The following is a 26,615-nucleotide window of genomic DNA, read 5'->3' as shown; positions in this document are numbered from 1 at the left end:
TGCTCACGGTGATGTGAATGAAGGTCATCCGACATTATGTTGGTAACGATTTAAGAAATTTCAACTACGTCGTTGGGTGTGATAGGACAGGGCAGGCCATTGTGATAGACCCGTTTGACCATCGCGCAGTGCTGCAAATTGCGGTCGAGATGGGATGGCAGATCAAGCTCATCCTTAATACCCACGAACACTATGACCACATTGAGGGTAACCCTTTTGTACAACAAGTGACGGGCGCCGAAATCTGGGCTCACCGGGGAATCGCATCCGTCATCCCAAATGTAGCAAAAGGTTTAGTGGCTAACGAGATCATTGAGCTGGGTGATATTCGGCTTAAGGTATTTTTCACTCCAGGGCATACAGCCGCCCATGTGTGTTTCCTCTTGCTGCCACCAACAGATAAAGAGGCGGCGTGTTTTTTCTCCGGCGATACTCTGTTCAACGCATCTGCCGGGAACTGTCGAAACGGTGGCAACGTGGACGACCTCTACCACACATTTGTAAGCGTGATAGGGCCGTTAGCCGACAATACGCTGCTTTACCCCGGTCACGATTATCTGCTGAACAACCTGAACTTTGCTTTGGAGTGCGATCCGTCGAACCTTCTCGCGCAACGGTTAAAGGAGCAGATCTGCCACCTCCAGGCTGGTACTGTTCCTGTTATGACGCTTGGCGATGAGCGCGCCTACAACCCATTTCTGCGGCTGGGTGAGGCCAAGATTCTGGAGAAAATGCGCCCTCGTTTCGCCGGGCACTCCCCTCGACCAAGTCAGGTTTTTGCACGATTAGGAGAGCTCAGAGATAACTGGTAGTTATAAAAGAGAGCATTTTTAAGCCCGCTTTCCCGTTGTGGCGTTTTGGTACACAGCCTATGGTATGACGATCTCCTAACAATAAAATAAGAGGAGTCTGTAAATGACTCACCTGCCTGATGTGCCAGACCTTGCTACTGATCGCGACGCCATTCACTACGATGAATGGAATGAGAAGCTTAAAACTGTCTTCGGCCTGTGGAAGCCTGACATTCCCACGTCTGCCGATTTTTCGGCCGAGGTCTCTCATCACACGCTCGGTAATTTTGAGGTGGTGCGGTGCGTATGTGATCCCTGCGGAGCAACTCGGCACGGGAGAGAAATCGCTGCTGATGACCAGGAGACACTTGCCTTGCAGCTAGTTCTTTCCGGACAGGAGCGATTCACTATCGACTCAAATAGCTACGCTTTGGGGCCGGGTGACCTTTTGGTTTGGAACACTACCCGGCCCATGTCGTTCGAGGTGACAGAAAGGCTTCAAAAAATCTCTGTGTTGATGCCGCTTTCAAGGCTTCGTAGTTGGCTGCCGGGCTCTTGGCATTCGATAGAGAGTAAATACTCCCGAGGATCGACTACAGCGACCATGCTTAACTCACTGATCCAGACGATGGAGCCAGAGTTCTTTTCCGGAAACCTTAATAACAGCGAGGCCTTGACTGAGGCGATGATTGGTACATTAGTCAGTTCGCTGGGTGTTGTGCGAGGAGCGGGAGAGTGCCAAAAACAGCAGATGCTGGAGCGGATCAAGCGATTCATTGATGAAAACCTGAGTATCCCTGAGCTTTCACCGGGCTACATTGCCGCTGCACATCGCATCTCTCTACGGCACCTGCACTCGCTGTTTGAGGCCGCAGGCCAAACGGCGCTTCAGTACGTTATTCACCAGCGACTACTGAGATGTCAGCGCGAGCTGTCTAATCCCAGCATGGCGCAGAGAACGATCACTGATATCGCGCTTTCGTGGGGGTTTCAACACTCCACGCATTTCAGCCGTCGGTTCAAAACCGAGTTCGGAATCACTCCTCATGAATTCCGTCACGAATCCAATTCGGTGACTTTGAAGTAACGCAACAAGGGCATCTCCCGCTGCTTGCTGAACGATGTTTCAGGACGCGTCTTCTCGACGCGCCCTGAGCACATTTCCCTTCATTTCCTGCTCCCAGCTTTCCAAACCAAATCCATTGTCCTGGTAGCGGTGGCAATCCCACTGTGTCTGCGGTTGCACCCAGATGCACTGCGAGTATGTAATCGGTGCGCTCTGGAGCAAGCCGTCGCCCCGGTCTCTCTTTATTGTTTGAATTGTCAGTCCGAAGCCTGAAGGGTTAGCAGAACGCCTAATGCAAGGTAGCAGCCTGAGTAGTTACGACATAAAAACAATTAGAGGTATGTACTCATGAAACAGAAGTCTCAAGAAGAATACGTACAGATGGATGATGCGCCTTGGGCCCCGTTCCCGGAAGCGCTCTCTGCGGGTGGTATCACGTGGCGCCTTCTGCACGTCTCTCCAGATATGGGTTCTTGGACAGCTGTCTTTGAATGCCCAGCGGGTTCCTCATTCAACGCTCACTTTCATACCGGCCCCGGCGAATATTTCCTCTACAAAGGCCGTATGGATGTTCGTGGTGGTCGCGATGAAGGTGGTGACACCGCAATCGCTCCTGGCTACGGTTACGAGTCTTCCGGTGCGTTCCACGGCAAAACGGAGTTCCCGATTCCGAGTGCCTTCTACATGACCTTTTTAGGCCCATTGGCATTTACCAATGCGGACGGCAGCGTTGCAGTCAATATCGGTTGGGATGAAGCCCAAGGCGCATGGGAAGCGTTCCTGAATCAGCAAGAGCTGAAACTTTCAGCCTGACGCCATCTGATCCGATAGCCGCCCGCCGAAGAGCCTTCCGAGGCGGGCCGTCTTTTGAAGCTCGTAACTTTCCTGGGTGAAACCATGAGTAACTCTGCTGCCACAAGCGAATCCACCTCCATCACAGAGCAAGTCTTTCGACATCACCTTGGCGCTTTTGCACTGGGAATTGATGAGCTTCTTAAGGACTACACCGATGGCTCGGTAATCATCACCCCTACGGCGACCCATGCAGGGCTGAATCAAATTCGAGCTTTCTTCGAGGCGTTTTTGGCGAGCACGACCCCTGAGTTTTGGGCTGCCTTCCAAGTGGAAAGCCAAGCCGTAAAAGATGAAGTCGCGTATCTGACTTGGTCTGCGGCGCCTTTCATCCCGATGGCAACGGACACATTGGTGATTAGGGGCGCTCGAATCGCTATCCAGACGTTTACGCCATTTCAGTAACACGTCCATTTCGATCACTCGGAAAAGACGACCCTAAATATTTCGTGAGGTCATCATGAGTAAAAATTTGGATGGCAAAGTTGCAATCGTCACGGGTGCAGCGTCTGGCTTTGGTCGCGGAATCGCAACTGCGTTTGCAAATGAAGGTGTCAAGGTAATCGTCGCCGATCTGCAGGAGGCGCCATCGCAAGGCGGTTTTGAAGCCCATGCTGAACTCTCCACGGTGGCCGAAATTCAGAAGGCAGGTGGTGATGCCCACTTCGTTAAATGCGACGTCACCAAGCAGGAAGACTTGAAAAACTTGATGGAGAAAACCATAGGGCGCTACGGTCAGCTCGACATCATGGTCAACAACGCTGGCATTTATCGCGGCGGAAAGCTGGCACACGAGTTCAGCGAGGACGATCTGGAGGCCTGTTGGCAGGTTAACGTGAAGGGCACCTGGTTTGGTTGCCAAGAGGCCATCAAGACGTTTCTTCAGCAAGGCCGTGGCGGGAACATCATCAACCTTGTATCCACTGCTGGCCTTCAAGGGCATCCGAAGCAATCTGTCTACAACATTTCAAAGGGCGCTCAGGCCAACCTCACACGCTGCCTTGCCATTGAATATGGCCATGAAGGTATTCGGGTAAACGGCATTTGCCCAACCTATGCAAAAACTGCACTGACCCGAGAGCTTTTTGACGACAAAAACTTTGACGAGTTCTTTGTTGAGAGTATTCCCCTCAAACGCTGGGGTGAAGTTTCTGACGTAACCAACCTTGCCGTCTTTCTTGCCTCTGACGAATCCAGCTACATGCATGGTGTTCTCGTTCGTCTGGACGGTGGCGAAACGCTCTGTCGCTATTCGGTTTAACGTTTACGCAAAACCCATTAACAAAAATAAATCTAGGGAGTACGAACATGAGCAAAAACCTTGAAAACCGCATTGCCATTGTCACCGGGGCGAGTTCCGGTAACGGTCGCGCTATTGCCTTGGCATTGGCTGATCGTGGCGCAGCTGTTCTGTGTTCAGACCTCCAGCCAACCGCTCTCGCGGGAGGTTACGAAAAAGATATCGACATCCCGACCCACGAAGCGATCATCCAGTCGGGTGGCCGCGCAGAGTACAAACAGGCTGACGCTTCCAAATCGAGCGATGTTGAAGCTCTTGTTGCTGCATGCGTAGAGCTCTATGGTCGAGTCGACATCATGGTCAACAACGCTGGTGTGTTTACCGGTTTGCACAGCATCCTCGATGAAACTGAAGATCAATACGACTTCACCATGAATGTCAACGCCAAAGGCGTCTGGCTAGGCAGCAAATATGCCATCAAACAGATGGTTACTCAGTCGCCGCTTGCAGGTGCGGGACGTGGGCGGATCATCAACATTGCCTCAATTGGTGGACTAGTAGGACTGGCGTTGGAGCCATCTTACTGTGCTTCGAAAGGAGCGGTGGTCAACCTGACTCGGCAGTTGGCCGTCGACTTTGCGCCTGAACTGATCAACGTCAATGCCGTCTGCCCAGGCTTTCTCGCGACCGCAATGGTTCGTCCGTTTTTGGAGAATAAAGAAACGAAATCCTCTCTAGAGGCTTTGACCCCATGGCCGCGCATGGGCACCCCTGAAGATGTGGCAAAAGCAGTCTGCTTCCTTGCATCAGACGATGCGGAATGGATGACTGGTTCGAATCTGACCGTCGACGGGGCGTTCACCGCCCGCTAGTACGCTTTTACCAAAAGCCCTCTGAAACTAAGAGGGCTATCCTCGGATTCCTTGAGTACGCTGGACGTCGAGACGCCAGCACTATTGCCCCTCCGTAATGTACATTGTACCCAGTGCAGCCGGTGCTTAGACTGCTGCCGATTCGATCACACAGCGCCCGGCATACTGTCTGCCGCCCCTGGTACAAGCAGTTTGGTTGCAATCCGGCCCAATCAAGGCTCTGCTTATGGAAAAGGGGAGATGTTTGTGGCAGGCAGTGACGTCTTAACGGCTATCTTGGCGCCCCGGCTGAGCCCCATGTGAGCAGGCGCAGCCGTGGCCTAAGAATTCCGTTACTTTTTGTGCGTTTTCCCTCTACGGGCACTCCGCGATAAGCAGGCTGTCGTGAATCCTTGGAGTGTTAGCCCTCGCGCCTCGGTGGGCGCAGCCTTTGCGACGCGTATTAAAAGAAGCGGTCGTTTGCCAAGACTCTCGCTTGACACCTTTTCGACCGCGACTTCCCCAGATAACTTGGATCGATCTTGGTGGGTATCGAAGCCAATCCGCACTGGCTGGAACCCTCAGATGTTGGGCTGGTTCAGCGTTTTCCAGAGCTTGTGCAAGATGTCGAGATTGATCTAGAGGCCCCATTGTCTGCACTGACGAGTTGAAGCCTGCGGGCAGGTAGTGATCACCTACTCGCAAGCACCTCATCGCGTTGGGCAGTTCTTCATTCGCCAGATGAGACAGTTTTCCAGCAATCCCATTACCGAGCTCGGCTGCTTAGAAAATTGCGTTCATGTGAACATCCGTTTGCATTCTCACTGACTAGTCACTTGCATATGGCACGACAGGCACTGTATTCAACTCACGTAAAAAGTGTAATGGCTCCGGTCAGCAATGAAACTCCGGTCATCAGGAGCGAAAGCAACACTGCCCATTTGATGGTGGTTTTCTGAAAGTCTCCCAGGTCTCGGTCAATCATCCCTACCAACAGCAACGTAGACGCTACCAGCGGGCTGATTTGGTGAACGGGTTGGCCGAGAACAGACGCCCGGGCGATTTCGATTGGGCTTATGCCGTACGCCGCTGCCGCGTTAGCCAGAATAGGCACTAGGCCGAAGTAATACGCGTCATTCGAGAGCAAGAATGTCAGCGGCATGCTCGTGATGGCAACGACCAGCGGGAAGAGATGGCCCCATGATGGAGGGATCGTATTGACTAATAGTTGTGCACTTGCATCGACCATCTTGGTGCCTGAAAAAATGCGCGCAAACACGCCAGCTGCGAATACCAGCAGAACCATCACCATCGCGTTACCTGCATGAGCGAGCATTCGTTCTTTCTGTAGGTTAAGGCGCGGATAGTTCATCACCAAGGCGATGACGAACCCAAGCAGGAAGCTGATGGCGCAGAACGCGCCGACTATCACGCTGCCAAGCACGGTGTGATCGGCCTTACCAAGAGCGCCGCGCTTGAATATGCCGCCCGCAACATCCGCGTCAACGCGGTATGCCCAGGGCTGATCTGGATGCCCATGGTTGACAGCATGGTGGCTGCGGGGCAGGGCGGGGCAATGGAGGGAATGGTTAAGTCCATACCCATGGGCCGCCATGGCAAGCCTGAAGAAATTGCCGATGCTGTTCTTTGGTTGAGTAGCAGCACTTCCAGCTATGTGACTGGGCAATCCATCTCCGTGGATGGCGGTTTCATCATGCGTTGATCACTATCGGTCGCGATAGCGCAGCGCATCAATAACGACTTCTACGCCACGGGACATCTGCTTACGGCTTGCGTAATAAACATGCAGGCCGGCGAAGGTGGGAAACCAGTCCTCCATGACGTATTCCAAGCGACCGTCGGCAACGTAATCGGTCGTTAGATCCTCTGGAACGAAGGCGAGGCCAAAGCCTGAAAGAGCTGCGTTCAAAAGTTGGGAGCTGCCGTTACAGATGAACTGTCCTTCAGCGCGCACTTGGGTTTCATGAGTGCCTTTCTTCAGCTCCCACGCGTATAGCCCGCCGCTGGCAAACCTCAATGCGAGGCAGTTATGACTCAGCAAGTCCGAAGGATCTACCGGCCGAGAAGCACGCTCGAAGTACGATGGAGCACCCACTATCACCATCCGGCGGTCGGGCCCAATTCGAACGGCGATCATGTCTTGAGCAACTTGGTCGCCATGTCGAACACCCAGGTCAAATCTCTCAGCGACCACATCGGTGAGGCCGTAATCGATGGAAATCTCGACCTTCAGCTCGGGGTATTGAGCGAGCACATTTGTAAGGCGCGGCCATATCACCGTATCGACCGCGTAGTCAGTAGACGTAATACGCACAGTGCCTTTGGGCTTGAGTGCGAATTCGCCAATGGCGTTAAGTTCAGCCTCTACTTCAGCCAAACGGGGGGCCACAGATTTGAGTAGCTGCGCGCCGGCTTCTGTCAGGGAAACGCTGCGCGTGGTGCGTGTGAGCAGACGTACACCCAATGCCTCTTCCAGGCTTCGCACCGTATGACTTAGCGACGAGGGTGACAGCCCCAGTTTGATCGCTGCCCGAGAAAAACTCAGCTCACGTGCAACGGCCAAAAAAGCCTGTACATCGCTGATTCGATCTTTGGACATTACTGGCTCTCATTCACAAGTCTTTGCGGATTTTAGCGCATAGACGAGCAATTGGTACGACTTTAGAGTGGGTTATCTACTTGCAGCCCGGCAGCGAGCAGGTGCTCGCTCTGGGTGGGCCCAACAGGTCTCTGACTGTGACCAATCATGAGGAATTGAAAAATGGAACGTAGACAGCTTGGAAGCAGCGGCACAATCGTTTCGCGATTTGCGCTCGGGACGATGTACTTCGGTGGTGAAACCTCCGAGAAGGAGGCGTTTGCGATCATGGACGCGTACGTCGAAGCCGGTGGCAATTTGATCGACACGGCGAATGTCTATATGGGCGGCCAGTCCGAAGCGATAGTGGGGCGTTGGTTTGCTAACCGGCCGCGCGATATTACCGATACCGTTGTGCTCGCATCCAAGGGACGCTTCTCTACACACTCTGGCGCCAACGCCGCTGGGCTCTCCAGACCAGGGCTGAATCGATTGCTGGAGGAGTCGTTACGTAACCTTGGGAAAAAATCGATTGACCTCTATCAACTGCATGCCTGGGATCCCTTGACGCCCGTTGAAGAAGTCATCCTCTTTCTGGATGACGCTGTTCGCGCGGGCAAGATCCATTACATCGGGCTCTCCAATTTCCTGGGTTGGCAGTTGCAGCTTTTCATCTCCACGGCTCAGCGCCTCGGCGCCACGCTTCCAGTGACCTTGCAGCCGCAGTACAGCTTGCTGTCGCGTGAGATCGAATGGGAGATCGTTCCGGCAGCGCTACACAATGGTATCGGCCTGCTCCCCTGGTCTCCCCTGGCCGGTGGATTCCTGGCCGGTAAGTATGAGCGCGGCAGTGTTCCTGCAGCCAACACCCGCGCCGGTTCCGAGAAGCCGCTTTATCAATGGGTATCGGCTGAATACGCCGAGTCGGATCAGAACTGGGCGACTATCGAAGCGGTAGTGGAGGTTGCTGAGGAAATTGGTGCGACGCCTTCCCAGGTTGCCCTTAGCTGGCTTGCCGACCGGCCAGCGGTGACCGCCCCGATATTTGGTGCACGCACCCTTGAACACCTCAAAGACAATCTTGGCGCGGCCGATCTTCACCTGAGCGAGGAAGCGACGCAGAGGCTGGAGAAGGTCAGCCGCCCGCAGTCCGGCGGCTATCCCTATGGCGCCTTCGGTAATGGCCAGCGCGCAAGGTCATGTGATGGAAGTGCCGAAAGCCGCAACCCTGTGGCAGAGGGAAGCGACGCTCCTCTAGGACGCTCTGCCAACCGTACATAACAGGATCCTTTCATGACAAGCGTCAATGCGTCGAGAGCAGGATCCGCCAACGACACGGTCGAGCACCCAGCGAGGTGGAGTGCCGTCTACGCGATGGCCGTGTGCAGCTTTGTGCTGGTCGCATCCGAGTTCATGCCTGTCAGCTTGCTGAGCCCTATCGCTGACACTCTAAAGTTGTCCGAAGGACAAGCAGGGCAGGCCATTTCAATCTCAGGAGTTTTTGCGGTCGTCACCAGTTTGCTGATCTCGGTTTTGCTTGGAAAACGCGATCGGCGCAAGGTCATGATGGCGCTTATCCTGCTTTTGATCGCCTCCGGTGCATTGGTGGCCTTCGCGCCTGATTACTTCGTGTTCATGCTGGGCCGGGCGCTTCTCGGAATCGCGGTAGGCGGCTTCTGGTCAATGTCGGCTGCCATTGCAATGCGGCTGGTTCCTAAAGGTGCAGTTCCCAAAGCGCTGGCTGTAGTTAACGGTGGTACAGCCATGGCCGCCGTGTTGGCTGCGCCTCTGGGCAGCTTCATGGGCGGGGTCATTGGGTGGCGCGGCGCGTTCTTTTGTATCGTGCCCGTTGTGGCGGTCGCGTTCTTCTGGCTGTCCTTCACGCTACCAAAGCTCCCGGCCGAGGGGATGAATGCCGATAGGGGCCCCTTCTCCCTTCTGCGCAAGTCGTCGTTTGTTTTCGGTTTAGTCATGTGGTGCTTGCTTTTCGTTGGCGAGTTTTCAGCTTTCACCTACCTGCGTCCCTTCTTGGAGCATATAACCCACGTCAGTGTACGCGGGCTTTCGATGATGCTCCTGGTCGTAGGGATATCGGGGTTCATCAGCACGTTTCTGATTGGAAGGGTTATCGAAAAAGGGCTCTATCTGACTCTATTTCTCTTACCCGCGACCCTTACGGTCGTCACTGCGGCACTTGCGATCTTCGGTGGATCGCCGGCAGCGGTCGCAGTATTGCTCGCCATTTGGGGCGGTGTTTTTACGGCGGCTCCTGTCGCGTGGTGGACATGGCTCGCCCATAGCGTTCCCGACGATGCTGAAGCCGGTGGCGGGCTCATGGTGGCCACGGGGCAACTTGCAATCACCCTGGGCGCGACCTTTGGCGGCGTAGTCTTCGACGCGGACGGCGCCATCGCTACGTTCTGGAGCAGTAGCGCGATTCTTACCATCGCCGCAGTCGGGACATGCGTCCTGGGCTGGGCGGAAAACCGCCGTGCTTAGCCACTTGAGCCGGGATGACTTCTAAATGATCGATGAGTCCCGACGGTATCTGCGGCAGAGAAGTTGACTACCTATCACCTTAGAGAACAGATCTTCTTATGAATCAAAGGCAGACGCTCGGCCATTACCCCCGATCTTCCTGGATGTTCGGGCTTCAGCGATTGCATGCTGTTTTCATCGGCATCTATGGATTGGCGCTGTTTGTCGGTGGCGTGCTGCTTGTAATCAACGGCGGCTCGCTCTATTACCTGATTGCAGGAGCAGTCAGTGTCGCGGCTGCATTCTTCACATGGCGTGGCCAGGTGCTGGGCGCCTGGCTCTATGGGGCAATGCTCGTCGGTACATTGGCTTGGGCCATTGCTGAGGTTGGGGCGGGTGCGTGGGGGCTGATCGCACGGCTCGTCGCTCCTGCGGTATTGGGGCTGCCGTTCGTAGTGACTGCTTGGAGCGGGCGTCCTTTTAAAGGTGCACAGGCCTTAGTTGCTGGTTCTGTTATCGCCGTTGCAGCAGGATTCGGGTTTCATGCCATCGCGCCCAGTGCCCCGATAGATCCGCTGTGGGAACGGGGTCAAGCCAAAGCCCCAGACACCCTAACGCAGCCTTTGACACACGATGCAGGTGGAGATTGGCATTACTACGGCAACGACCAAGGTGGGTCGCGTTTCAGTCCTCTGTCGCAAATTACGCCGGCGAACGTCGCAAACCTCAAAGTCGCCTGGGAGGCTGACCTAGGCCCGGCGCCTGAAATCAGCAGTGCCGGGATGGAAGTAACGCCCATCAAGGTCGGGGATAGCCTTTATGCGTGTAGTGGCTACAACGTCGTCGTTGCGCTTGACGCGAAAACTGGTCATGAGCGTTGGCGTTTCGATATGAGCGGAGACACGCCGCCGAGTGGCAAGCCCTGCCGAGGCGTTTCCTACTACAAGGTGCCGGTCGGCACCCCAGGTGATGCTGGCATTTGCTCTGAGCGGATCTTGGCAACCAGCCAGAAACCGGAGCTTTTCGCGCTCGACGCTGCTACAGGGAAGGCATGCCCCAACTTTGGTGTGGATGGACGCGTAGACCTGCATAAAGGCATGGGTAAAGTGCCTTTTGGCTACAACTACGTCAGCTCTGCGCCTCAGATTATCCGTGGTAAAGCCGTATTCGGCGGCGCGGTGATGGATGGGCAGTACTGGGGCGAACCTTCTGGTGTCATCAGGGCCTTTGACGTCGTGACCGGCGCCTTGGCTTGGGCATACGACGCGGGTCGCCCGGATAATCCCGACGAACCCGCTGGTGATGAGACTTATACCCACTCGACACCCAATAGCTGGGCGCCTATCAGCGCTGACGAGAAGCTAGGGCTTGTGTACCTACCCACGGGCAATGCCACGCCCGATTACTACGGCGCCCAGCGTCGATCCTTCGATGACGAGATATCCAGTTCGGTGCTCGCCTTGGATGCGGACACTGGCCGGCTGCGCTGGCGGTTCCAGACCACTCACCACGACATCTGGGATTACGATGTGGCATCACAACCGACCTTGGTTGACGTTCCCACCGCCAATGGCCCGCGACCTGCGCTGATTCAGCCGACCAAACGTGGCGAGATTTTCGTACTGGATCGTGAAACCGGTGAGCCCATCAAAACTGTCACCGAAAAGGCAACGCCGCAGGGCGATTCTATGCCCGGCGAGCGGTTATCGCCCACGCAGCCGTTCTCTACGGGGATGCCATCGTTTCGGGGTGCGACGCTTCGCGAATCAGACATGTGGGGAGTGACCCCTGTCGATCAGATGGTCTGCCGCATTCTTTTCAAAGAGTCGCACTACGAGGGGACGTTGACGCCTATCTCTCTGGATCGGCCGACGATCATTGACCCCGGATACGGCGGTGGTGTGAATTGGGGAGGAGTTTCGGTCGATGCAGACCGTGGAATCATGATGGTGAACTGGGTAAGAACGCCTAATCGAATCAAGATGTTCACGCGGGCCGAAGGAGACAAGCAAGGCATCGAACTGTTCGACGGCAAGAGTCAGGGCAAAGGCATGAACCCAATGAAGAACACGCCCTTTGCGGCCATCGTGGGGCCATTTCTTTCTCCCTTGGGCATCCCCTGCAACTCGCCGCCATGGGGCACGCTCACGGCAGTAGATCTTTCCAGTGGCAAGGCCATTTGGAGTCAACCGCTAGGCACCGGGCGCGATAGCGGGCCTCTGGGCATACGTTCCCACCTGCCGTTAACCATGGGCGTTCCCAACATTGGCGGTTCAGTCACGACGCGAAGCGGCTTGGTATTCATTGGCGCGGCTGCAGACGGAATGCTTCGCGCGTTCGACACCCGTACCGGTGAGCAGCGATGGGAGTCACGCCTCCCTGGGGGTGGACAAGCCACTCCTATGACCTATCAGACGTCCGACGGTAGGCAGTACGTCGTTATCTCCGCAGGCGGCAAGCTTTCCATGAAGACCCGGCAGAGCACGAAGATCGTGGCGTACGCGCTGCCTGAATAAGGCCTCTGCAAGGGCTCACCTTTTCAACTGCACAAAGAGCACACGGACATGAAAAAACTAACCGCTCGCCTGGCCTCGCCGGTAGGCCGCAGACGCGAACTTGGATGCTTAGTGCTCACCTTGGGAATCATGGCGGGGCTGGAGAGCAGCATGTTTCCTGCCTTGGCGCAGGCTGAATCAACAGTCTCCCCTGAGTTACGCAACCGTAGTCCGAACGCATTGGGCGCTCAACGGTTCGATATCGATGCTAAAGACGTTCAGGTGTTGTTTGTTGATCTTCAGTCGAAACTAACGCAGGGGAGTAAATCGGTCACCCCGTCGTCTCTCAGTGCGAATGCAGCAGCGTTGGCGAAAATCGCGAAGCTGGTCGATGTCCCTGTCACGTATTCCATCGTACCTATCGGCGGTAAGCCTGCCCCGCAAATTCCTGAATTAGCCCCTTATACGAACCAGGCTAACACTTATCAACGCGTCATGGCTGGCACTTTCCTGGATTCTAACCTAGTCGACGCTTTGGCTAAGCATAAGAGAAAGACGCTTGTGGTTTCTGGCTATGCCACAGAGGTAGCGGTACTACAGTCGGTGCTCGGTGCGCTGAAATCTGGATACACCGTCTACGTGGTTGTTGATGCCATAGGTAGCCAGTCTGCGCGCACCGAATCAGCGGCGCTTCATGAAATGGAGATGGCGGGTGCGATCCCGACCTCTGTCCTGGCGCTGGCGGCTCAGCTTGCGCCCGATTTCTCTCGACCGCCTAGTAGCAATGTCCTTGCGACATTTGATGAGCTTAGGCCACCACAGTGATCACGCAGGCAGTTCTTCACGTCGGTGCTGGTCTCGGATGTTCAAATGCGCCTGGCCCCTCTCACCGAGTTCCTGGGCTCGACAAATTAAACGGGCGGCTCGTGGACTCATGCTCATGAGCTCGATACTTATTGTCACTGCGGAAATTGACGACGTTATGGCTGACCAAATTAACAATACGACACCTAATCAGGGGCCCCTGGTGCTTGAAGCGCGAGGCAGCTTTTTTGTCGGGGGGCGCCCGGTAGAACAAACCTTTGTAGAACTGGGGAGCCAGCGTCCAGCGGATCGAGTCACTGTTGACCAGATGTACGTCGAGTATATGATCCCGCCTGTTAAGGCCCATTCATCTATCGTGATGGTTCATGGTGCGGGGCTCAGCGGGAACAGTTTTGACACCACACCAGACGGCCGTATGGGCTGGTACGAATACTTCGTCCGTCGGTCATTCCCTGTCTATGTGGTTGATCAGGTGGGGCGCGGACGTTCAGGCTTCAATCAAGCGATTTTCAATGCTGTAGGTGCTGGGGAGGAAACGTCGGATCAGCAGCCGAGGGTTACACGCATGGGCGATCGGTTTGCTGCATGGGTTAACTTCAGATTTGGCCCCGAGGAGGGGACGCCATACCCCGATTCCCAGTATCCGGTAGAGGCGGTTCAAAGTTTTTCCAAGCAAGGTATTCCCGACCTTAGCGCGGGATTGCCGTCGCCCAATCCCAATTTTTCTGCGCTGTCGACACTTGCGTCAACCTTGAGTGGGGCCATTCTGCTCGGCCATTCGCAATCTGGCGCCTACCCGTTGGAAGCGGCACTCCTGGACCCCTCGTCGGTAAAAGCAATGATCTTGGTAGAGCCAGGCAGTTGCTCGGCTGATCGCTGGACGAGCTCCCAGATAGACACACTGGCCAGCATCCCCTTGCTCGTCGTCTATGGGGATCACTTGGAGGCACCCACCTATATTTCGGGCCCCGGCTGGCAGGATCGCTTCGACGAATGCTTGAGGCTTATTGATCGTTTGCGGCGAGCCGGTGGAGTAGCCGACATGCTTCATCCTCCGAGCCTGGGTATTCGCGGCAATAGCCATATGCTGATGCAGGATAGAAATAACCTTGAGATTGCCGATTTGATCCTCGCCTGGATAGATCGCAACGTCTCTGAACAGGACAGCGTACGCGACTAGAGCGCTGTTATTCAGGACTAAGCGCACCGCTAGTGTTGAACAACGACTTCCCCCGCGCGGCCTTCTACAGCGGGCGGCAAGGATGTGCAGTGATCGGCGAAGTGATAGCTGGGCGTGGCCCGTGCCATGCTCGAATCGGCGCTCGCTAGGTTTCGCGATGGCTGCGAGGAAGCTTTTTGACCACATTCTTCGCGGCTGCCCTGACGCCTGCATCAGTGCCGTGGATCTTTGCGGCCAAAAGCAGGACGAGAGTGACGTGGGTCAGGTTCATTGCGGGCTCGGGGGTACTGGGTAGCGTTTCAGAGGCCTTTTTACGGAAGGGGTATCACTGGAAATCTGGGATTGCCGACCTTTTTCGAGGCCGGCACAAATTATCAACGCTTCCCTGGCGGTGTGGTGCGGTTGACCACCTGCTCTTCGGATCTTCGCAGATATTCAGTCGTGGGGGGCGGAGGCGGTGTGTGATTCTGGTTGTTCTGGGGCTTCTTCGAATCGGTCATGCGCTGAGCTCTCTGAGAGTAATGAGGGCTGCAAGTAGGGCGATGAAAGCCGCGCCGTATACGAGCTCTGAATAGGCGAGCTCTAACGGCGCGGCCCATGCATTGGAACAAGAGTAGAGAACGAGACATCCGTTCTCCGGCTCGATACGCGAAGCCACTAAGTCCGCTAGCTCCGTCGCATGCCGCAAGAGGCCTTCATCGGCGCCGTCATCTGCAGCATCGATCAATGAGTCATAGAGGCGTCGAAGACGATGAGAGTCACCTGGGCTGTGGAGATGTTCATTCAATGCTTTCACAAGGTGAGAGCAGTCGTCTGCGTGGGGTTCATAACCCTGCTCAGCAAAACGGCGGGCGAAATCGTCCATGGGTAATCACCGCGATGAGGAGCTGACTATCTTACCTGCCTTGAAAAAAGTCAGCGGCTAAAACCGCTATGTCCAAAGGTCGTGCGGTGCCAGTGTTAGTCGGACGGCTCATGTACGAGCTTCCCTCAACGTGCCGAGCACCCCGTAACATTGACATCCGTAAATTCCGAGGTACTCACCGTTTCGGCAGACACCAGCGGCGTTGCGCACTGATCGACGGGCTAAGATCATTCAACCTGTGACTAACTGAAGGGAATTACTATGGCGGTGGTGTTCTTTCTACCTTGGGTATCTGCTGCTGGAGAGCTCCGAATCGCAGATTTCCGCTTGATCCCTTACGAACGAGGTCGACTCCCGGGTGAACTCCTGGGTATACCGCAGGAAGCTTTCGACGGCGTACTAGGCAACTACGGCGACCGAAGGGTCGGCTCTCAGCCTTCACAGACGATCCAGCAAGCCGCGGTCATCATTTGGGACGAAGACACACCGGGCCTTGAGGCCTCGGACGTCCAAATCCAGCAGCGACTGGTTCAGTGTTCGTATTTCGCATTCTCTGCCCTGGTAGGTCGGTCGTTGTGCTCAACTTCCGACTATTGCAACGCCGACACACTCCAGGTCGTTGCGCAGCGGTTTGATGTCGCGTCACCGGCTCATTCCTGTGTGACCACGCGTCGGCGTGACGGTGGGACACAAAACATGCTGGCGGGCAGGGGAGGGCTCAAGTTCATTCGGCCGTACCACGTCGACAACAGCTCGCGGATTACGCTCGACAACCCACTGCTTGAAGCACTACTCAAGCTACCTGTTGGGGAACTTAAGGAACGCATCGACGAAGCGGTCGTTTCCTTCCTCAGAGCCAATACCGATGCGTCATCCATAGATGAACGATCCGAACTGATCCTGATGCGGGTCGCCATAGACACGCTGCTTGACGTTCCGCATGACAAAGCTGCCTTCCGCAGAGCCATCAACGAACACTTCGACGAGCTACCGAACCCGCCCATCTGGCATAAGGGAAATCTGGACGAGCAGTGGTGGTGCAAGCACTGGGACAAGCACGTAAGTCGCCCGCTCGACGCCTGGGTTCACGATTTCTGTGCCGCTCGTAACGCCGCAGCTCATGGCCCCGCAAATGGTGAGAAGGGAAGCATCTGGCCTCGCCATAACCACCTCATTTTCTCCGCTTGGTTGCTGCCGCTGATCGTCAAAAAGCTACTTGCCCAAGCCGGTTTTTACGAGTTCACCGCCGAAGATAAGGTCGCGAGGGCGGGCTTTGAGGTCTTTCTGGCGCACGATCTGCTGGCCTTCACCGACCAGGATGAGAACAAGGTTTGGTGGCAAATAGCCGAGTCTGAGCTTTATCTGCCTCTGTTTGCTGAGCGATTGCAGCGCGCATGCGAATGACGGAAACCATGGTGTTGTGGACTTGAGTCAACGCGTGCTGATACGCAGTGGGATAAGGGGAGGGAATCCGGGAGAGAAGTGAAGATCTAGCTTGAAACCGCCCTCGACCCGGTGTGTAAACCAACTTTTTGATGTGTAAATCACCCCGCTTTACACGTCAAAAAACTGGTTTACACATTTCCTGAGACGCCAGCCTCAGGCCACCGTAACCACATGCCGGGATCGTAGTAATAGGCACGCCTGAAACTGACACCAGGCTCGCCTATAAGGGGGAGACAGTGAGCGGATGGCGATGGTGTAGTCTAGGATCAGACCGCAGAAGGAGCGTACTCATGAGCACTTTGCCCCCCGATCAACAGGCCCGTTATTTAGAAGTGCTCGACGCAGCGAAGCGTTTGTATAGCGGCGATATCGACGCAGCCATGCACTGGATGTCACGTCCGGTAAAAGCATTTGGCGGCAAAGCTCCTGCCGCTATGGTCACGACCAGGCTGGAGACGGACATGGCTATCGAGTTAATCAGGCGCTTGGATCACGGGTTTGTCGCCTGATTGTCAGCGAACAGCGCTCTAGAGGCGTGTCAGATGTCGAGCCTGATTCGGCTCAGGGCTGCCAAGCCAGCCACACCCTGATGATGTAAACCTCCATATGCCCATCGGGCGAATTGGCCGTGCGCCTCCTGAGTCGCCCTGGGTGAGGTTAGTTCCTTCTCGATCTATGCTGAGTGCGGGGCGTCTAGGCGTCTCTCAGCAACTTTTCTAACGTGACCTGCTCCCTAGTGCTCAACAGCTCCACAGGGTCGGTACTGTACGACTGCAGCGAGTCGAAAACGTAAGCACGTCCCTCGGGGCTTTAGCAGCTGTCGCAGTAATCGAGGGTGTCGCAATCGTTGTAGAACGTGAACACCCAGCCGTCGGCCTCGACAGTCATCAAGCCACAGCAGATCTCAGCCCACGACTGCTGGCCAATGCGGCGCATGGTGCGAACCCCTTGGGCAATGTCTCGCAGGATTTGATAGGCCTCGCGGGCTGTTAGTGTTTTTGCTGCCAAACGAAAAGCTCCTGTGCGTATTGATGCTTTCGGCCTGTTCGCGACCGGCCTGGGCCGACAGCATCGTAAATGAACCTTGACGTCTTGCGCGGGCTACGCCGCCATCAATTTGTGCCGCACTGATACTCGCAGCGGCTATACGCCCACGCGAGTATGCCGAATTATCACGATCCGGCAGCAACCGGATGAATCGTCTAGCACCAATGGCTTTTTCATGGCATATAGCTAGCGCATCCAGGGAGGGATAGCATCGGTCAGGTTGACGCTCAGCGACCCTCTCCCTGCCACTGAATCAGGTGAGGGTAGCGCTGTGTACCTTTCGGCTTTGAAAATCGAAAACTTCCGCCAGTTCGGCCAAGGCGGTCATGCGTTGAACATCCAGTTCAACGAAGGCGTGACAGCCCTCGTAGGTGAAAACGACGCGGGCAAAACCGCAGTCATCGATGCGATTCGCTACGTTCTGCAGACACGTGATGCTGAGTATCTCAGGCTACAGATCGAGGACTTTCACATCGCCAACGATGGCACCCAGGCGGAAGCCATCACCCTCAGGTGTACGCTGGAAGGACTGAGCCCCGCGGAACTCGGCGCTTTCGCTGAGTATGTGACCTACAAGGGTGGCGTTGGGAGGCTATACGTTCACTGGTCGGCTCGCCGCATCGTTGCCTCCGCCTCCACCCGTAAATGGGTCGACATCTCGGTTCGCTCGGGTGAAAACGGAGAAGGCCCGTCGTTGGACGTGGGTGTACGGCAACTACTGGCCACCGCGTACCTGAAACCGCTACGCGACGCAGAACGAGAGATGTCGCCGGGTAGAAACTCCCGCCTGTCTCAGGTACTCAGTAGTTTCCCGAACATTGACGCCGGCAGCGCCTTTGATCCTGCAGCGCTTCCAGCTGACCTTGCTGACGCTGAGGCCCTCAGCATTGCAGGCATGGGCGACTATCTTCGCCACCTGGTGAACAGCCACGGCGCCATCGTCTCCGCGCAGAAAGAAATCAACGACACCTACCTGCGTCCGCTCTCCCTTGCTGGTCAGCCACTGACAAGTCGCATTGGTTTCGGGGAGGCGGGAACGGATCCCGCCAAACTCAAACAGATCCTAGAGCGTTTGGAGCTGGGGCTGTTGGATCACGCCACAGGTGAAGCCCGCGGCGTTTATGGGCTGGGCTCGAACAACGTGCTGTTCATGGCCTGTGAGCTACTGTTGCTCGGCAAAGAGCCCGACGGACTTCCGTTGCTCCTCATCGAAGAGCCAGAAGCGCACCTACATCCTCAGCGCCAACTCCAATTGATGGAGTTTCTTGAGGCTGCGGCTCAGCCACCTACAGGTTTGAGGCCGGTTCAAGTCATATTGACCACGCACAGCCCCAACCTAAGCTCCAAAATTCCGTTGCAGAACTTGGTTCTGATGCAGCGGCAGCAAGCGTTCTCCCTTGCGGAAGAACAAACCTGCCTTGCTCCTGACGACTATCGCTTCCTCAGCCGCTTCCTGGACGTTACCAAAGCGGGTCTGTTCTTCGCGAAGGGGCTACTGGTCGTAGAAGGTGATGCCGAGGCCATTCTGCTGCCGTCACTCGCTCGGCGACTTGGCAAAGATCTCACCAAGCATGGTGTATCGATTATCAACGTGGGCGGCGTCGGCCTGCGCCGGTATTCGAAAATCCTGCAGCGGAAAGACACTTCTAAGGGGGAGATATCGGTGCCTACCGCCTGCATTACAGACATGGACGTGATGCCGGACTGTGCACCCGAGATTTTGAGCCTGAAGGGAGTAAAAGGGGCTGTATGGCCAGACAAATCCGATCGACGCTGGCGCGCGATGAAAGACTTCGGTGCCACTGCGCCTGACCTTGAAAAAGGCCTCAAGGAGCACCGCGACAAGCGAGCAGAAAGTGACGGGCAATGCGTGCGCACATACGTTGCAGATCACTGGACGCTTGAGTACGACCTAGCGTTCAAGGGTCTTTCGCAGGAAGTCCACCATGCCGCATACCTTGCCATCAATGAGGAAAAGATCGACGAAGGCAAGGAGACCAAGATCACGCTGCTGAAGAAGGCGCGGACAGCTTTCGACAAGATCCAGACCACCTATACCACCGAGGATGCTCGGTGTTCCGCGATCTACAAACTGTTCAAAAGAGCTTCTAAAGCGATCGCAGCCCAGCACCTGATCGATTTGATCGACCAGCGGTTTGAAAACAAAACCCTGGACGCCACGACGCTGCGTGGGCTGCTGCCCACTTATGTTGTCCACGCGATCGAGTACGCAACCGGAGGTGCCGCACTGACCACAACCTCTAGCCCAGCTCACAACCTCGTGGTGCCGGCAGCACCGGCAGGCTCAACTGATCCGCTGGATGAGGTCGACGAATGACGCTTAGCCAACTGGTTGCCCCCATCACTGATGCCGATGTGGATTGGGTCATCAAGCTTATGGGGCTGGAAACGCTGGACGAGCCTCGTCGTGATTTCTTGAAGTCCATGGATACCATCGATGTAGCGGCTTGCCCGGGAAGCGGCAAGACGACGCTGGTCGTGGCGAAATTGGCCATCCTGGCTCGTCACTGGAAGAGCCGTATGCAGGGTATCTGCGTGCTTTCACACACCAACGCGGCCAGGGAAGAGATCGAGAAACGCCTCGGCGGTACGGAAGTAGGTCAACGGCTGCTGCGCTTCCCTCACTATATCGACACTATCCATGGTTTCACCGGACGATTCTTGGCTTCGCCATGGCTGCGCTCGAAAGGGATTGCACTGCTGGCCATTGACGATGACCTCACGCACAAGGCACGCCGAAGAAAGCTGACGGATAGCGAGCACTTCGGTGCAAAGACGGCCTTTGAGATGAAGCACAAAAGCCTCCACAGCCTGCGAGTCCGGTCTGCCGATTTCGATCATCCACTCGGGGATGAAAATATCGGCTTTGCACCGCACACCGCCACCTACAAAAGTGTGGTGAAATCGCTGGGTGGCGCTGCCAAGGCAGGTTACTTCTGCTTCGATGAAGTGTTCGTGCTGGGCCACGCCTTACTCGACCAAGAACCAGGCGTGTGCGGCGCATTGCGTCTGCGCTTCCCGTGCGTGTTGATCGATGAGATGCAGGACACCCAACCTGACCAGGCGGGCATACTGCAACGCGTCTTTCCTCACGATGATCCAGATGTTCGGGTCATCCGCGTCGGCGACCCAAACCAGGAAATCTTCGACAGGAAGACACCACTATCAGATCCGTTCCCTGACCCAAAACGTCAGTTGGAGATCGCCAGCAGCTTCCGCTTTGATCAGGCCATTGCATCGATTGCCAACACGTTTGCCTATGTCCCGATAACGGATGGCTTGAAAGGGCTGCGGACTGAAGGGGAACCCAGCACCATCCCGCACACGATCATCGTCTTTCCGGACGAGGATGCAACCGGAGTGCTGGACGAATTCGGCAAGCTGGTGCTGAAACATCTGCCGGAAGATATCCGCGAAAAAGGTGTGTTCGCCGTCGGCGCCGTGCATCGGCTTGAGAACTTCAAACCCAACCAGTACCCGAAAGCCTTGGAGCATTATTGGCCATCCTATCGGTCTGACATGACTAAGACGTCGTTTAAGCCCCGCACGTTCGCCGAGGGCGCACATATAGCACGCCGCTATGCGATGAAGGAGCCCACGGCCAACTCGGCCGTTGAGCTACTGGCCTCGTGTCTGATCAACCTCGGTGAGCTGGCTTTCCCTCGCAGCCTGGTTCAGATCCGAGGTCGGCACCAAGCCGCTGTGCATGAGAAATTCATGATTAAGCACGAAGCCTTCGCTCAATACCGCGATTGTCTCCAGCAGATGCTGTTTGTGCCGTCCGAAATCACGCAGCAGGATTGGGTCAAGGTCATCGCACCGAAACTCATGGTACTGGCTGCCGCGCTCTATGATTCTGAGGGAGTGGCAGCTGAACTCCTGGGGCGCCAATACCTTGCTTATGAGCCCGCTCCCGTTGCCACCGAAGCCGGAGAAACAGGGGGTTCCCTTGTAAACACCTACAGGTTCCAGGATGTCTCTGCCGGCGTCGACATCCGGATGTCATCCATTCACTCGGAAAAGGGTAAGACACACGCCGCGACGATAATCCTGGAGACCTTCAGGGGCAGTCACTTCATCCAGAAACTCATGCCATGTCTTGAGGGAAAAAAAGCAGCTACCAAGAGGCCCCAGGAAACAGCGAAGAAAGACATGATGCTGATGTACGTCGGGATGACCCGTCCGTCGCACATGTTGTGCTTGGCCATACGGCAGAGTTCATTGGGGGAGGGCGCTACTGGTGTAAAGCGCAGGGTTGCGCTTGAGAAAGCTGGCTGGTCAATTCTGGAGCTTGCAGCGTCAGCACCTGCCCCTTAGTCACCGACCGCCACTATGCAGACATTAAAGCCCGATGCTTTGCCATGAATGACCAACAGCAAGGACGCAGCAATAATGAAACCCGAGATGTCAGAATTTTCCTACGGCTTCGCCTTCACCAACGAGCTGATCACAGCGCCTAGCACTCATGTAGTGGCTGCCCCTGAGTTTCCTTCACTGCAGAAGGAGGGAAAACCGGGTGGCGGCTACGACGTGAAGATTCCTTTCGGATCGCCACTGTTTCTGCAGTTCAAGCTGAGCCATCGCTTGGAGCGCACAAACTGCAAGGAATATACGCTGATGGGGGGCGCCTACTACCGTTGGCACCTCCATGCGTTACGGCATTCCGCGCAGCATGATTTGCTACTGGAGCTCGAAAGCACGGGCAGTGAAGTCTACTACGTGGCCCCTGCGTTCCATCTAAGCGCCGAGCTCAATACGCATTACCTGTCGAAGCAAATCGTCGACAACTCTTTCGGGTTCCGCCCCAATGATATCGGCGTGCTGCCTGACGATGATGAGCACTACGTTGTGTTCAATAGCCATCCTGTGGCCTACCTGTGTTCGGATGACCCATCGCGAGTCAAAACCCACATGATGAGTGATCTTCTAGGTACCTCCCGGGATCAACGAGCCACCCGGGATCTGGATGAGAGCGGGATTCGCCAACTTGGCCAACTGATCGTCGACGCGCTCCGTAAAAGCAGAAGCCGGCGCCTGATCGGGCACAAGTCGGTCAACCCAGATGAGGTCGCGCGGGCAATCGATGCCCAGCCTACGCTTCGCACGCTTGCATTTATTTCGCGCACAGTCTTGGACTCCGAGCTGCTCATCGTCAGAAATGAGCCAACGGCCAAGCGCATACTTCGCAAGCGAGGGTAGGTGGGGAATGCGTCGATTAGGCCCTGGACTCAAGCTGCGGTCTTGAAGGGCTCACCGCGACCGAGCAAATGTTGAGTGCTGGGAGAGCCTTGTACGCATTCTGTCAGGCAACCCACTGCCTACGATCAGAAGCTGAAAACTAAGATTTACCTTAGTTTTTGCGGTTTTGTCACAGTTGACTAGAGAATCTAAGCTAGCTCGCAAATTGTCAGTACGTTACCGATGAGGATGCCTCGGTTGATCCCGGCGGCTCAGCTCACCGCGCAGCCCCGGAAGTACCGAACACCCATCGAAGAGGGACGAAGCCGTGAAAGTTGCTCACCAAGGCTCTGTGAAGGGCCACCAAAACGGTACCGGCATGCAGTGGGCTCACGAGCAGATTCACCGGTTAGCTGGTAGCGGGCTTCTTGATGGCACCCTGGGTCGTCGAATCCCCCCAGTCGCCGGCGATATTCCGAAGCGCTGAGTAGCACGAGCAAACCGCCCTTGAAGTGTGCGCACCCCGGTACTGAGGAGCCTGAGCGATGGAAACACAAGCTCCATGGGCAGGGGCAGTGGGCAGCGGGAATCATCCCGCCCCGCTAACATTGATGCCTTACGGACTCACGATCACTTTGATATCCGATCCCGAGATGCTCTTGATGTATGAGTAGCTGGTACCGAGCACAGCAAGCTGTTCCTGAGACACCTTCTTAGCTGAGATGGCGGGCTGCACGATGAAAAACTTGAAGATTAGCTCGTGGTCATGGCACTTGTTACGCAGTATCTCCAGCTGCTGAGGCGTGCCTTTCAACATTCTGTCAAAATCCTTAAGCAAGGATTGCTGGTAGCGATCCATCAATCTGTTGAAGAATTTTTCATCCGTGCATAGCCATTTCACTGATCGGGACGCCTGACCGCATACTTCGTAGACATCTGCTACCCGCGCCCCGGGCACCGCCGCCCCATCCGTCATCGGGCAGAACTTACAGTGGTATAGGTCTACATAGATCGCGTCCTTGCCCTCGCGGATCGCCACCAGGTCAGCGATTTCGCCCTTGCCGTCGTCATTGAAAACTATGGAATAGTCATCAGCGATCTTGGCGAAGGTGAAGCCTTGCACTGAGTCCTCTCGTCGCTCCGCACGCATGGACTCTTGATGGATTTTCGTCATTCCCCAATCCCAAGTTTCAAGCAACGCTGCAGGAAGCTTCACATCCATGCTGTTGAGCGAGTATTGACGGTAATTGCCCTGCACCATGGAGCCGTCGACCTTGAGTAATACAAGCGGCTCCCCATCGAGGTAGGAGTCCAGTGGCATTTCGTGAGGGTAGAGGATCTTCATACCTAGGCAAGAGGTCTTGTAGCCGTCCTCCAACAGCTTGATCGCGATTGTGGTGAGTCGACGTTCTTCGCCGTCATGGCCCTCGACCAATACGGGTATTTCCAACGTCAGTGCGCTGCTGTACTCAGGCTTACCGAGCTGTACGTCTAGGAGATTGAATGTCTCTCCTTGAAAATACAGCGAGATCCGTTGTTCGTTTTCAATCGCGATGGACAAAGGCCAGTCAGCGTAAAACAGGCCTTTGGGCCATTTGTCTTTGATTTGTTCTACACGCATGACGTTTTTCAGTACGTCGGCGGGGTCGATGGTGTTGTCGTTAAGCTTCACCGACATGCGCTTGCACCAATCGACCCAGTAGTTGATCGGGGAAGAATTCATCTCCCAGATTTTACCCTTGTGCGAGCAGCCTACGGTTGTACGCTCCCCATCCTCGAAGCCCGTCGCAAAGATGTTGGATTTGGTCGCGTTGCCCGTCTCGATGTCGCTGATCACCTGATTGATGTCTCGCCCCACGTGCATCGTGAAACGCAGGTCTTTGCGGGCGCGAGATAGTCCAACGTTTTGCAGCTTCATAAGCTTAATGTCATGGAGGGTGCGGAAGGTAGGCTCACCATTGATACGACGAGAGTCTTTGGCCACCAGGTTTAGGAAGCGGGTTGCCTGAGTGTCCTCACCAGAGGTGTGGACGAAGAGGGTTTTCTGCGCTTTGTTGTAGAAGGCAAGGTACAGGATCCAGTTAGTATCAACGATTTCCTCGGTCTGAGCCCACCCAACCAACGACTCTCGCCGAGTCACTGCGATCACCGTGTCCGCCTCCTCGTTGATTGACATGTACTGCAGAGTTTCTCTGCGCCCGTCCAAATCTTCCGCCCGCGTTGGTCTCCAATTTTCAGGGGAGACGTGGTACGCCACGGCGCTGATTTTAGGGGTCGGGTTCAGCCCAAAAATTACCTGGGCATCATCGCCGTTGGCAAACTGCTCGCTGAAGTCGGCCTTCTCAACTTCCCGACTGACTTTTTGTTCACTGACATCACGAATGACTGCACCCCAGTCGGCACTCTCCTTGTAGAGCGCTGCCATCTGGTGATCGGTTTTCTGATTGGCGATGTTGGCCACAAACTTTGCATCACCAAGGGCTGCATCTACCCTGGTCAACCTTCCGATAAATTGGAGCGTAACCGCAGGACTTTGATGCTGATCGTGAATGGCGGCGATTTTAAGCTCCGGCAGATCGAAGCCTTCGCCAAGCATGTCGACGCAAACGATGATTCGGTGTTCTTTCCTGACGATTGCCGCCATGACCCTAGCCTGGTTAGGCACCTTGCTGTGGATCAGCACTGGTGTCAGGTCGGCATGCTGCTTATAGATCTCAAACAGGTCTGTGGCCCGCTTGTGCGACTTGGCGCGCACCATCATCAGATGGTTGAATCCTGCTTTGAGGTCAGCTCGGAGCAGTTCGACAGCCTTGCCTGCAATGGCTCGGTCGGAAAGCTTGAGGTTGTATTCACGCACCGGATGGAACTCGATTCCCTTGAAATACCCATCAAGCTGCGCATCACGTAGCGGGTAGTTGTAGATGATCTTGCCAGCCAGTGCCAGACCATCTTCGCGGAAGGGCGTCGCGGTAAACTGGATGCAAGGTTTGCCCCTGAATGCGGTTTTGATGCGGTTCCAGCTGGCTGCAACCACGTGATGAGCTTCATCGATCATCAGATGGCTACACATCTTCACCAGCGCTTCCAGAGCTTTTTCCTCGAATAACAGCAAGGCCTGGGGCGTAGCCACGATGATGTTGGCTGTAGCCAAATCAGCAACCTGCGCTTCGGAAAGCTTTGAACCGATGGCTGCAACGATAGGATTGCGCGCGATATCCGATACTGCTCCTACCGTACGGAGCGTTTTCATCCCGGTGCACTTACCCACCAGCTGAGTTCTGAGGGCGTCCGAGGGAACCAGAATTAATGTTCTTGCCATCCTCGCGGCCACGATCAACCCGAGCATGGTGTCGGTCTTCCCCGTACCGGTAGGCATCACGACGGTAGCGGTGGCTGAGGGGTCTACGACCAGATGCCCCAACGTTGCATATAACGCAGCCAGCTGTGGTTTGCGCAGCCCCGGAGTATTGGTTTTGGAATCATCGAGACTGAAATTGAAGAGATGGTGTTGCCAGCTCTGATAAACATCCAAATGCGTTACTGCTACGTCGTCCATGGCGATGACCTGAGGGCTGAAAAAGCTTCTGGGGTAGGTTGGCGATATAGTAGCACGCGCCCGCCGGCAGACGACTCAAGCTCGGCGTGGACGCGGATAACAGCGTCTTCGTCATCAACCTAAGG

The 26,615-nt window shown here is 55.5% G+C and carries 19 protein-coding genes and 4 pseudogenes; 17 read left to right on the top strand and 6 right to left on the bottom strand.

Annotated features, from left to right (window positions below; genetic code table 11):
* The first annotated feature begins 17 nt into the window (after positions 1-17).
* The 6 genes from PMM47T1_RS21680 (at position 18) to PMM47T1_RS21655 (ending at position 4,821) form a co-directional block, all read left to right on the top strand.
* Positions 18-812: a hydroxyacylglutathione hydrolase gene (locus PMM47T1_RS21680; RefSeq protein WP_008373034.1), complete on the top strand. Its 795-nt coding sequence runs from the start codon at positions 18-20 to the stop codon at positions 810-812.
* A gap of 103 nt (positions 813-915) precedes the next feature.
* Positions 916-1,878 (top strand): helix-turn-helix domain-containing protein, encoded by a 963-nt coding sequence (locus tag PMM47T1_RS21675; RefSeq protein ID WP_008373033.1) that lies wholly within the window; start codon positions 916-918, stop codon positions 1,876-1,878.
* 327 nt (positions 1,879-2,205) lie between these two features.
* Entirely contained in the window at positions 2,206-2,670 is a 465-nt protein-coding gene (locus PMM47T1_RS21670; protein WP_008373031.1) for a cupin domain-containing protein, read from the top strand.
* Positions 2,671-2,754: 84 nt separating this feature from the next.
* The gene (locus tag PMM47T1_RS21665) at positions 2,755-3,114 is read left to right on the top strand and encodes a nuclear transport factor 2 family protein (RefSeq protein WP_043301384.1); all 360 of its coding nucleotides are present in this window, start codon (positions 2,755-2,757) and stop codon (positions 3,112-3,114) included.
* A 55-nt stretch (positions 3,115-3,169) separates the two neighbouring features.
* Entirely contained in the window at positions 3,170-3,970 is an 801-nt protein-coding gene (locus tag PMM47T1_RS21660) for an SDR family NAD(P)-dependent oxidoreductase (RefSeq protein ID WP_043301373.1), read from the top strand.
* A 47-nt stretch (positions 3,971-4,017) separates the two neighbouring features.
* Positions 4,018-4,821, top strand: coding sequence for an SDR family NAD(P)-dependent oxidoreductase (locus PMM47T1_RS21655; RefSeq protein WP_008373024.1), 804 nt, complete (start codon positions 4,018-4,020; stop codon positions 4,819-4,821).
* A gap of 847 nt (positions 4,822-5,668) precedes the next feature.
* On the opposite strand, the pseudogene PMM47T1_RS21650 reads toward PMM47T1_RS21655, so the two are convergent.
* A pseudogene (locus PMM47T1_RS21650) lies at positions 5,669-6,211 on the bottom strand (SLC13 family permease); the annotation flags it as partial.
* Between PMM47T1_RS21650 and PMM47T1_RS21645 the strand changes: the two are divergent.
* Positions 6,209-6,523 (top strand): annotated as a pseudogene (locus PMM47T1_RS21645) (SDR family NAD(P)-dependent oxidoreductase); the annotation flags it as partial. The pseudogenes PMM47T1_RS21650 and PMM47T1_RS21645 overlap by 3 nt on opposite strands.
* Before the next feature lie 3 nt (positions 6,524-6,526).
* On the opposite strand, the gene PMM47T1_RS21640 reads toward PMM47T1_RS21645, so the two are convergent.
* Entirely contained in the window at positions 6,527-7,420 is an 894-nt protein-coding gene (locus PMM47T1_RS21640) for a LysR family transcriptional regulator (RefSeq protein ID WP_008373016.1), read from the bottom strand.
* A 162-nt stretch (positions 7,421-7,582) separates the two neighbouring features.
* Between PMM47T1_RS21640 and PMM47T1_RS21635 the strand changes: the two genes are divergently transcribed.
* From PMM47T1_RS21635 to PMM47T1_RS21615, 5 genes are all read left to right on the top strand, one after another.
* Positions 7,583-8,680, top strand: coding sequence for an aldo/keto reductase (locus tag PMM47T1_RS21635; protein ID WP_008373015.1), 1,098 nt, complete (start codon positions 7,583-7,585; stop codon positions 8,678-8,680).
* A 12-nt stretch (positions 8,681-8,692) separates the two neighbouring features.
* Positions 8,693-9,898, top strand: a complete 1,206-nt coding sequence (locus PMM47T1_RS21630) for an MFS transporter (RefSeq protein ID WP_008373012.1) — start codon at positions 8,693-8,695, stop codon at positions 9,896-9,898.
* A gap of 98 nt (positions 9,899-9,996) precedes the next feature.
* Entirely contained in the window at positions 9,997-12,393 is a 2,397-nt protein-coding gene (locus PMM47T1_RS21625) for a membrane-bound PQQ-dependent dehydrogenase, glucose/quinate/shikimate family (RefSeq protein ID WP_008373010.1), read from the top strand.
* Positions 12,394-12,441: 48 nt separating this feature from the next.
* A complete protein-coding gene (locus PMM47T1_RS21620; RefSeq protein WP_008373008.1) occupies positions 12,442-13,197 on the top strand; it encodes an isochorismatase family protein in 756 nt (251 codons plus the stop codon).
* Positions 13,198-13,312: 115 nt separating this feature from the next.
* Complete coding sequence (locus tag PMM47T1_RS21615; RefSeq protein WP_157213065.1) at positions 13,313-14,377, top strand: hypothetical protein; 1,065 nt, start codon at positions 13,313-13,315, stop codon at positions 14,375-14,377.
* Between the two features lie 151 nt (positions 14,378-14,528).
* On the opposite strand, the pseudogene PMM47T1_RS30630 reads toward PMM47T1_RS21615, so the two are convergent.
* Positions 14,529-14,648 (bottom strand): annotated as a pseudogene (locus PMM47T1_RS30630) (DUF7740 domain-containing protein); the annotation flags it as partial.
* A 225-nt stretch (positions 14,649-14,873) separates the two neighbouring features.
* The gene (locus PMM47T1_RS29230) at positions 14,874-15,242 is read right to left on the bottom strand and encodes a hypothetical protein (protein WP_177323399.1); all 369 of its coding nucleotides are present in this window, start codon (positions 15,240-15,242) and stop codon (positions 14,874-14,876) included.
* A 261-nt stretch (positions 15,243-15,503) separates the two neighbouring features.
* Between PMM47T1_RS29230 and PMM47T1_RS21605 the strand changes: the two genes are divergently transcribed.
* Both PMM47T1_RS21605 and PMM47T1_RS21600 read left to right on the top strand, forming a co-directional pair.
* A complete protein-coding gene (locus PMM47T1_RS21605) occupies positions 15,504-16,646 on the top strand; it encodes a hypothetical protein (protein ID WP_008373004.1) in 1,143 nt (380 codons plus the stop codon).
* A 332-nt stretch (positions 16,647-16,978) separates the two neighbouring features.
* Entirely contained in the window at positions 16,979-17,197 is a 219-nt protein-coding gene (locus PMM47T1_RS21600) for an antitoxin Xre/MbcA/ParS toxin-binding domain-containing protein (RefSeq protein WP_008373002.1), read from the top strand.
* A 184-nt stretch (positions 17,198-17,381) separates the two neighbouring features.
* On the opposite strand, the pseudogene PMM47T1_RS21595 reads toward PMM47T1_RS21600, so the two are convergent.
* Positions 17,382-17,696, bottom strand: a pseudogene (locus PMM47T1_RS21595) (DUF7693 family protein).
* Positions 17,697-18,006: 310 nt separating this feature from the next.
* On the opposite strand from PMM47T1_RS21595, the gene PMM47T1_RS21590 reads away from it, so the two are divergent.
* The 3 genes from PMM47T1_RS21590 (at position 18,007) to PMM47T1_RS21580 (ending at position 22,955) form a co-directional block, all read left to right on the top strand.
* The gene (locus PMM47T1_RS21590) at positions 18,007-20,073 is read left to right on the top strand and encodes an ATP-dependent nuclease (protein WP_043301370.1); all 2,067 of its coding nucleotides are present in this window, start codon (positions 18,007-18,009) and stop codon (positions 20,071-20,073) included.
* Positions 20,070-22,073 carry a UvrD-helicase domain-containing protein gene (locus tag PMM47T1_RS21585; RefSeq protein WP_008372990.1) on the top strand — a complete coding sequence of 668 codons (2,004 nt, stop codon included), beginning with the start codon at positions 20,070-20,072 and terminating at the stop codon, positions 22,071-22,073. The genes PMM47T1_RS21590 and PMM47T1_RS21585 overlap by 4 nt, the downstream gene beginning before the upstream one ends.
* 75 nt (positions 22,074-22,148) lie before the next feature.
* On the top strand, positions 22,149-22,955 hold the full coding sequence (locus PMM47T1_RS21580) for a hypothetical protein (RefSeq protein WP_008372988.1): 807 nt from the start codon (positions 22,149-22,151) through the stop codon (positions 22,953-22,955).
* Positions 22,956-23,550: 595 nt separating this feature from the next.
* Here PMM47T1_RS21580 and PMM47T1_RS21575 read toward each other — a convergent pair.
* Complete coding sequence (locus PMM47T1_RS21575) at positions 23,551-26,490, bottom strand: DEAD/DEAH box helicase (RefSeq protein ID WP_008372986.1); 2,940 nt, start codon at positions 26,488-26,490, stop codon at positions 23,551-23,553.
* Positions 26,491-26,615 lie beyond the last annotated feature (125 nt).

Source organism: Pseudomonas sp. M47T1, assembly GCF_000263855.1.
Classification (GTDB): Bacteria; Pseudomonadota; Gammaproteobacteria; order Pseudomonadales; family Pseudomonadaceae; genus Aquipseudomonas.
Note: the sequence above shows the minus strand (reverse complement) of the source record. Positions and strands in the feature narration are given on the sequence as shown.

What these genes read in the sequence shown, in the direction of transcription:
- PMM47T1_RS21680 (WP_008373034.1), top strand. Translation starts at nt 18, where the DNA reads ATGAAGGTCATCCGACATTATGTTGGTAACGATTTAAGAAATTTCAAC.
- PMM47T1_RS21675 (WP_008373033.1), top strand. Translation starts at nt 916, where the DNA reads ATGACTCACCTGCCTGATGTGCCAGACCTTGCTACTGATCGCGACGCC.
- PMM47T1_RS21670 (WP_008373031.1), top strand. Translation starts at nt 2,206, where the DNA reads ATGAAACAGAAGTCTCAAGAAGAATACGTACAGATGGATGATGCGCCT.
- PMM47T1_RS21665 (WP_043301384.1), top strand. Translation starts at nt 2,755, where the DNA reads ATGAGTAACTCTGCTGCCACAAGCGAATCCACCTCCATCACAGAGCAA.
- PMM47T1_RS21660 (WP_043301373.1), top strand. Translation starts at nt 3,170, where the DNA reads ATGAGTAAAAATTTGGATGGCAAAGTTGCAATCGTCACGGGTGCAGCG.
- PMM47T1_RS21655 (WP_008373024.1), top strand. Translation starts at nt 4,018, where the DNA reads ATGAGCAAAAACCTTGAAAACCGCATTGCCATTGTCACCGGGGCGAGT.
- PMM47T1_RS21640 (WP_008373016.1), bottom strand. Translation starts at nt 7,420, where the DNA reads ATGTCCAAAGATCGAATCAGCGATGTACAGGCTTTTTTGGCCGTTGCA.
- PMM47T1_RS21635 (WP_008373015.1), top strand. Translation starts at nt 7,583, where the DNA reads ATGGAACGTAGACAGCTTGGAAGCAGCGGCACAATCGTTTCGCGATTT.
- PMM47T1_RS21630 (WP_008373012.1), top strand. Translation starts at nt 8,693, where the DNA reads ATGACAAGCGTCAATGCGTCGAGAGCAGGATCCGCCAACGACACGGTC.
- PMM47T1_RS21625 (WP_008373010.1), top strand. Translation starts at nt 9,997, where the DNA reads ATGAATCAAAGGCAGACGCTCGGCCATTACCCCCGATCTTCCTGGATG.
- PMM47T1_RS21620 (WP_008373008.1), top strand. Translation starts at nt 12,442, where the DNA reads ATGAAAAAACTAACCGCTCGCCTGGCCTCGCCGGTAGGCCGCAGACGC.
- PMM47T1_RS21615 (WP_157213065.1), top strand. Translation starts at nt 13,313, where the DNA reads ATGAGCTCGATACTTATTGTCACTGCGGAAATTGACGACGTTATGGCT.
- PMM47T1_RS29230 (WP_177323399.1), bottom strand. Translation starts at nt 15,242, where the DNA reads ATGGACGATTTCGCCCGCCGTTTTGCTGAGCAGGGTTATGAACCCCAC.
- PMM47T1_RS21605 (WP_008373004.1), top strand. Translation starts at nt 15,504, where the DNA reads ATGGCGGTGGTGTTCTTTCTACCTTGGGTATCTGCTGCTGGAGAGCTC.
- PMM47T1_RS21600 (WP_008373002.1), top strand. Translation starts at nt 16,979, where the DNA reads ATGAGCACTTTGCCCCCCGATCAACAGGCCCGTTATTTAGAAGTGCTC.
- PMM47T1_RS21585 (WP_008372990.1), top strand. Translation starts at nt 20,070, where the DNA reads ATGACGCTTAGCCAACTGGTTGCCCCCATCACTGATGCCGATGTGGAT.
- PMM47T1_RS21580 (WP_008372988.1), top strand. Translation starts at nt 22,149, where the DNA reads ATGAAACCCGAGATGTCAGAATTTTCCTACGGCTTCGCCTTCACCAAC.
- PMM47T1_RS21575 (WP_008372986.1), bottom strand. Translation starts at nt 26,490, where the DNA reads ATGGACGACGTAGCAGTAACGCATTTGGATGTTTATCAGAGCTGGCAA.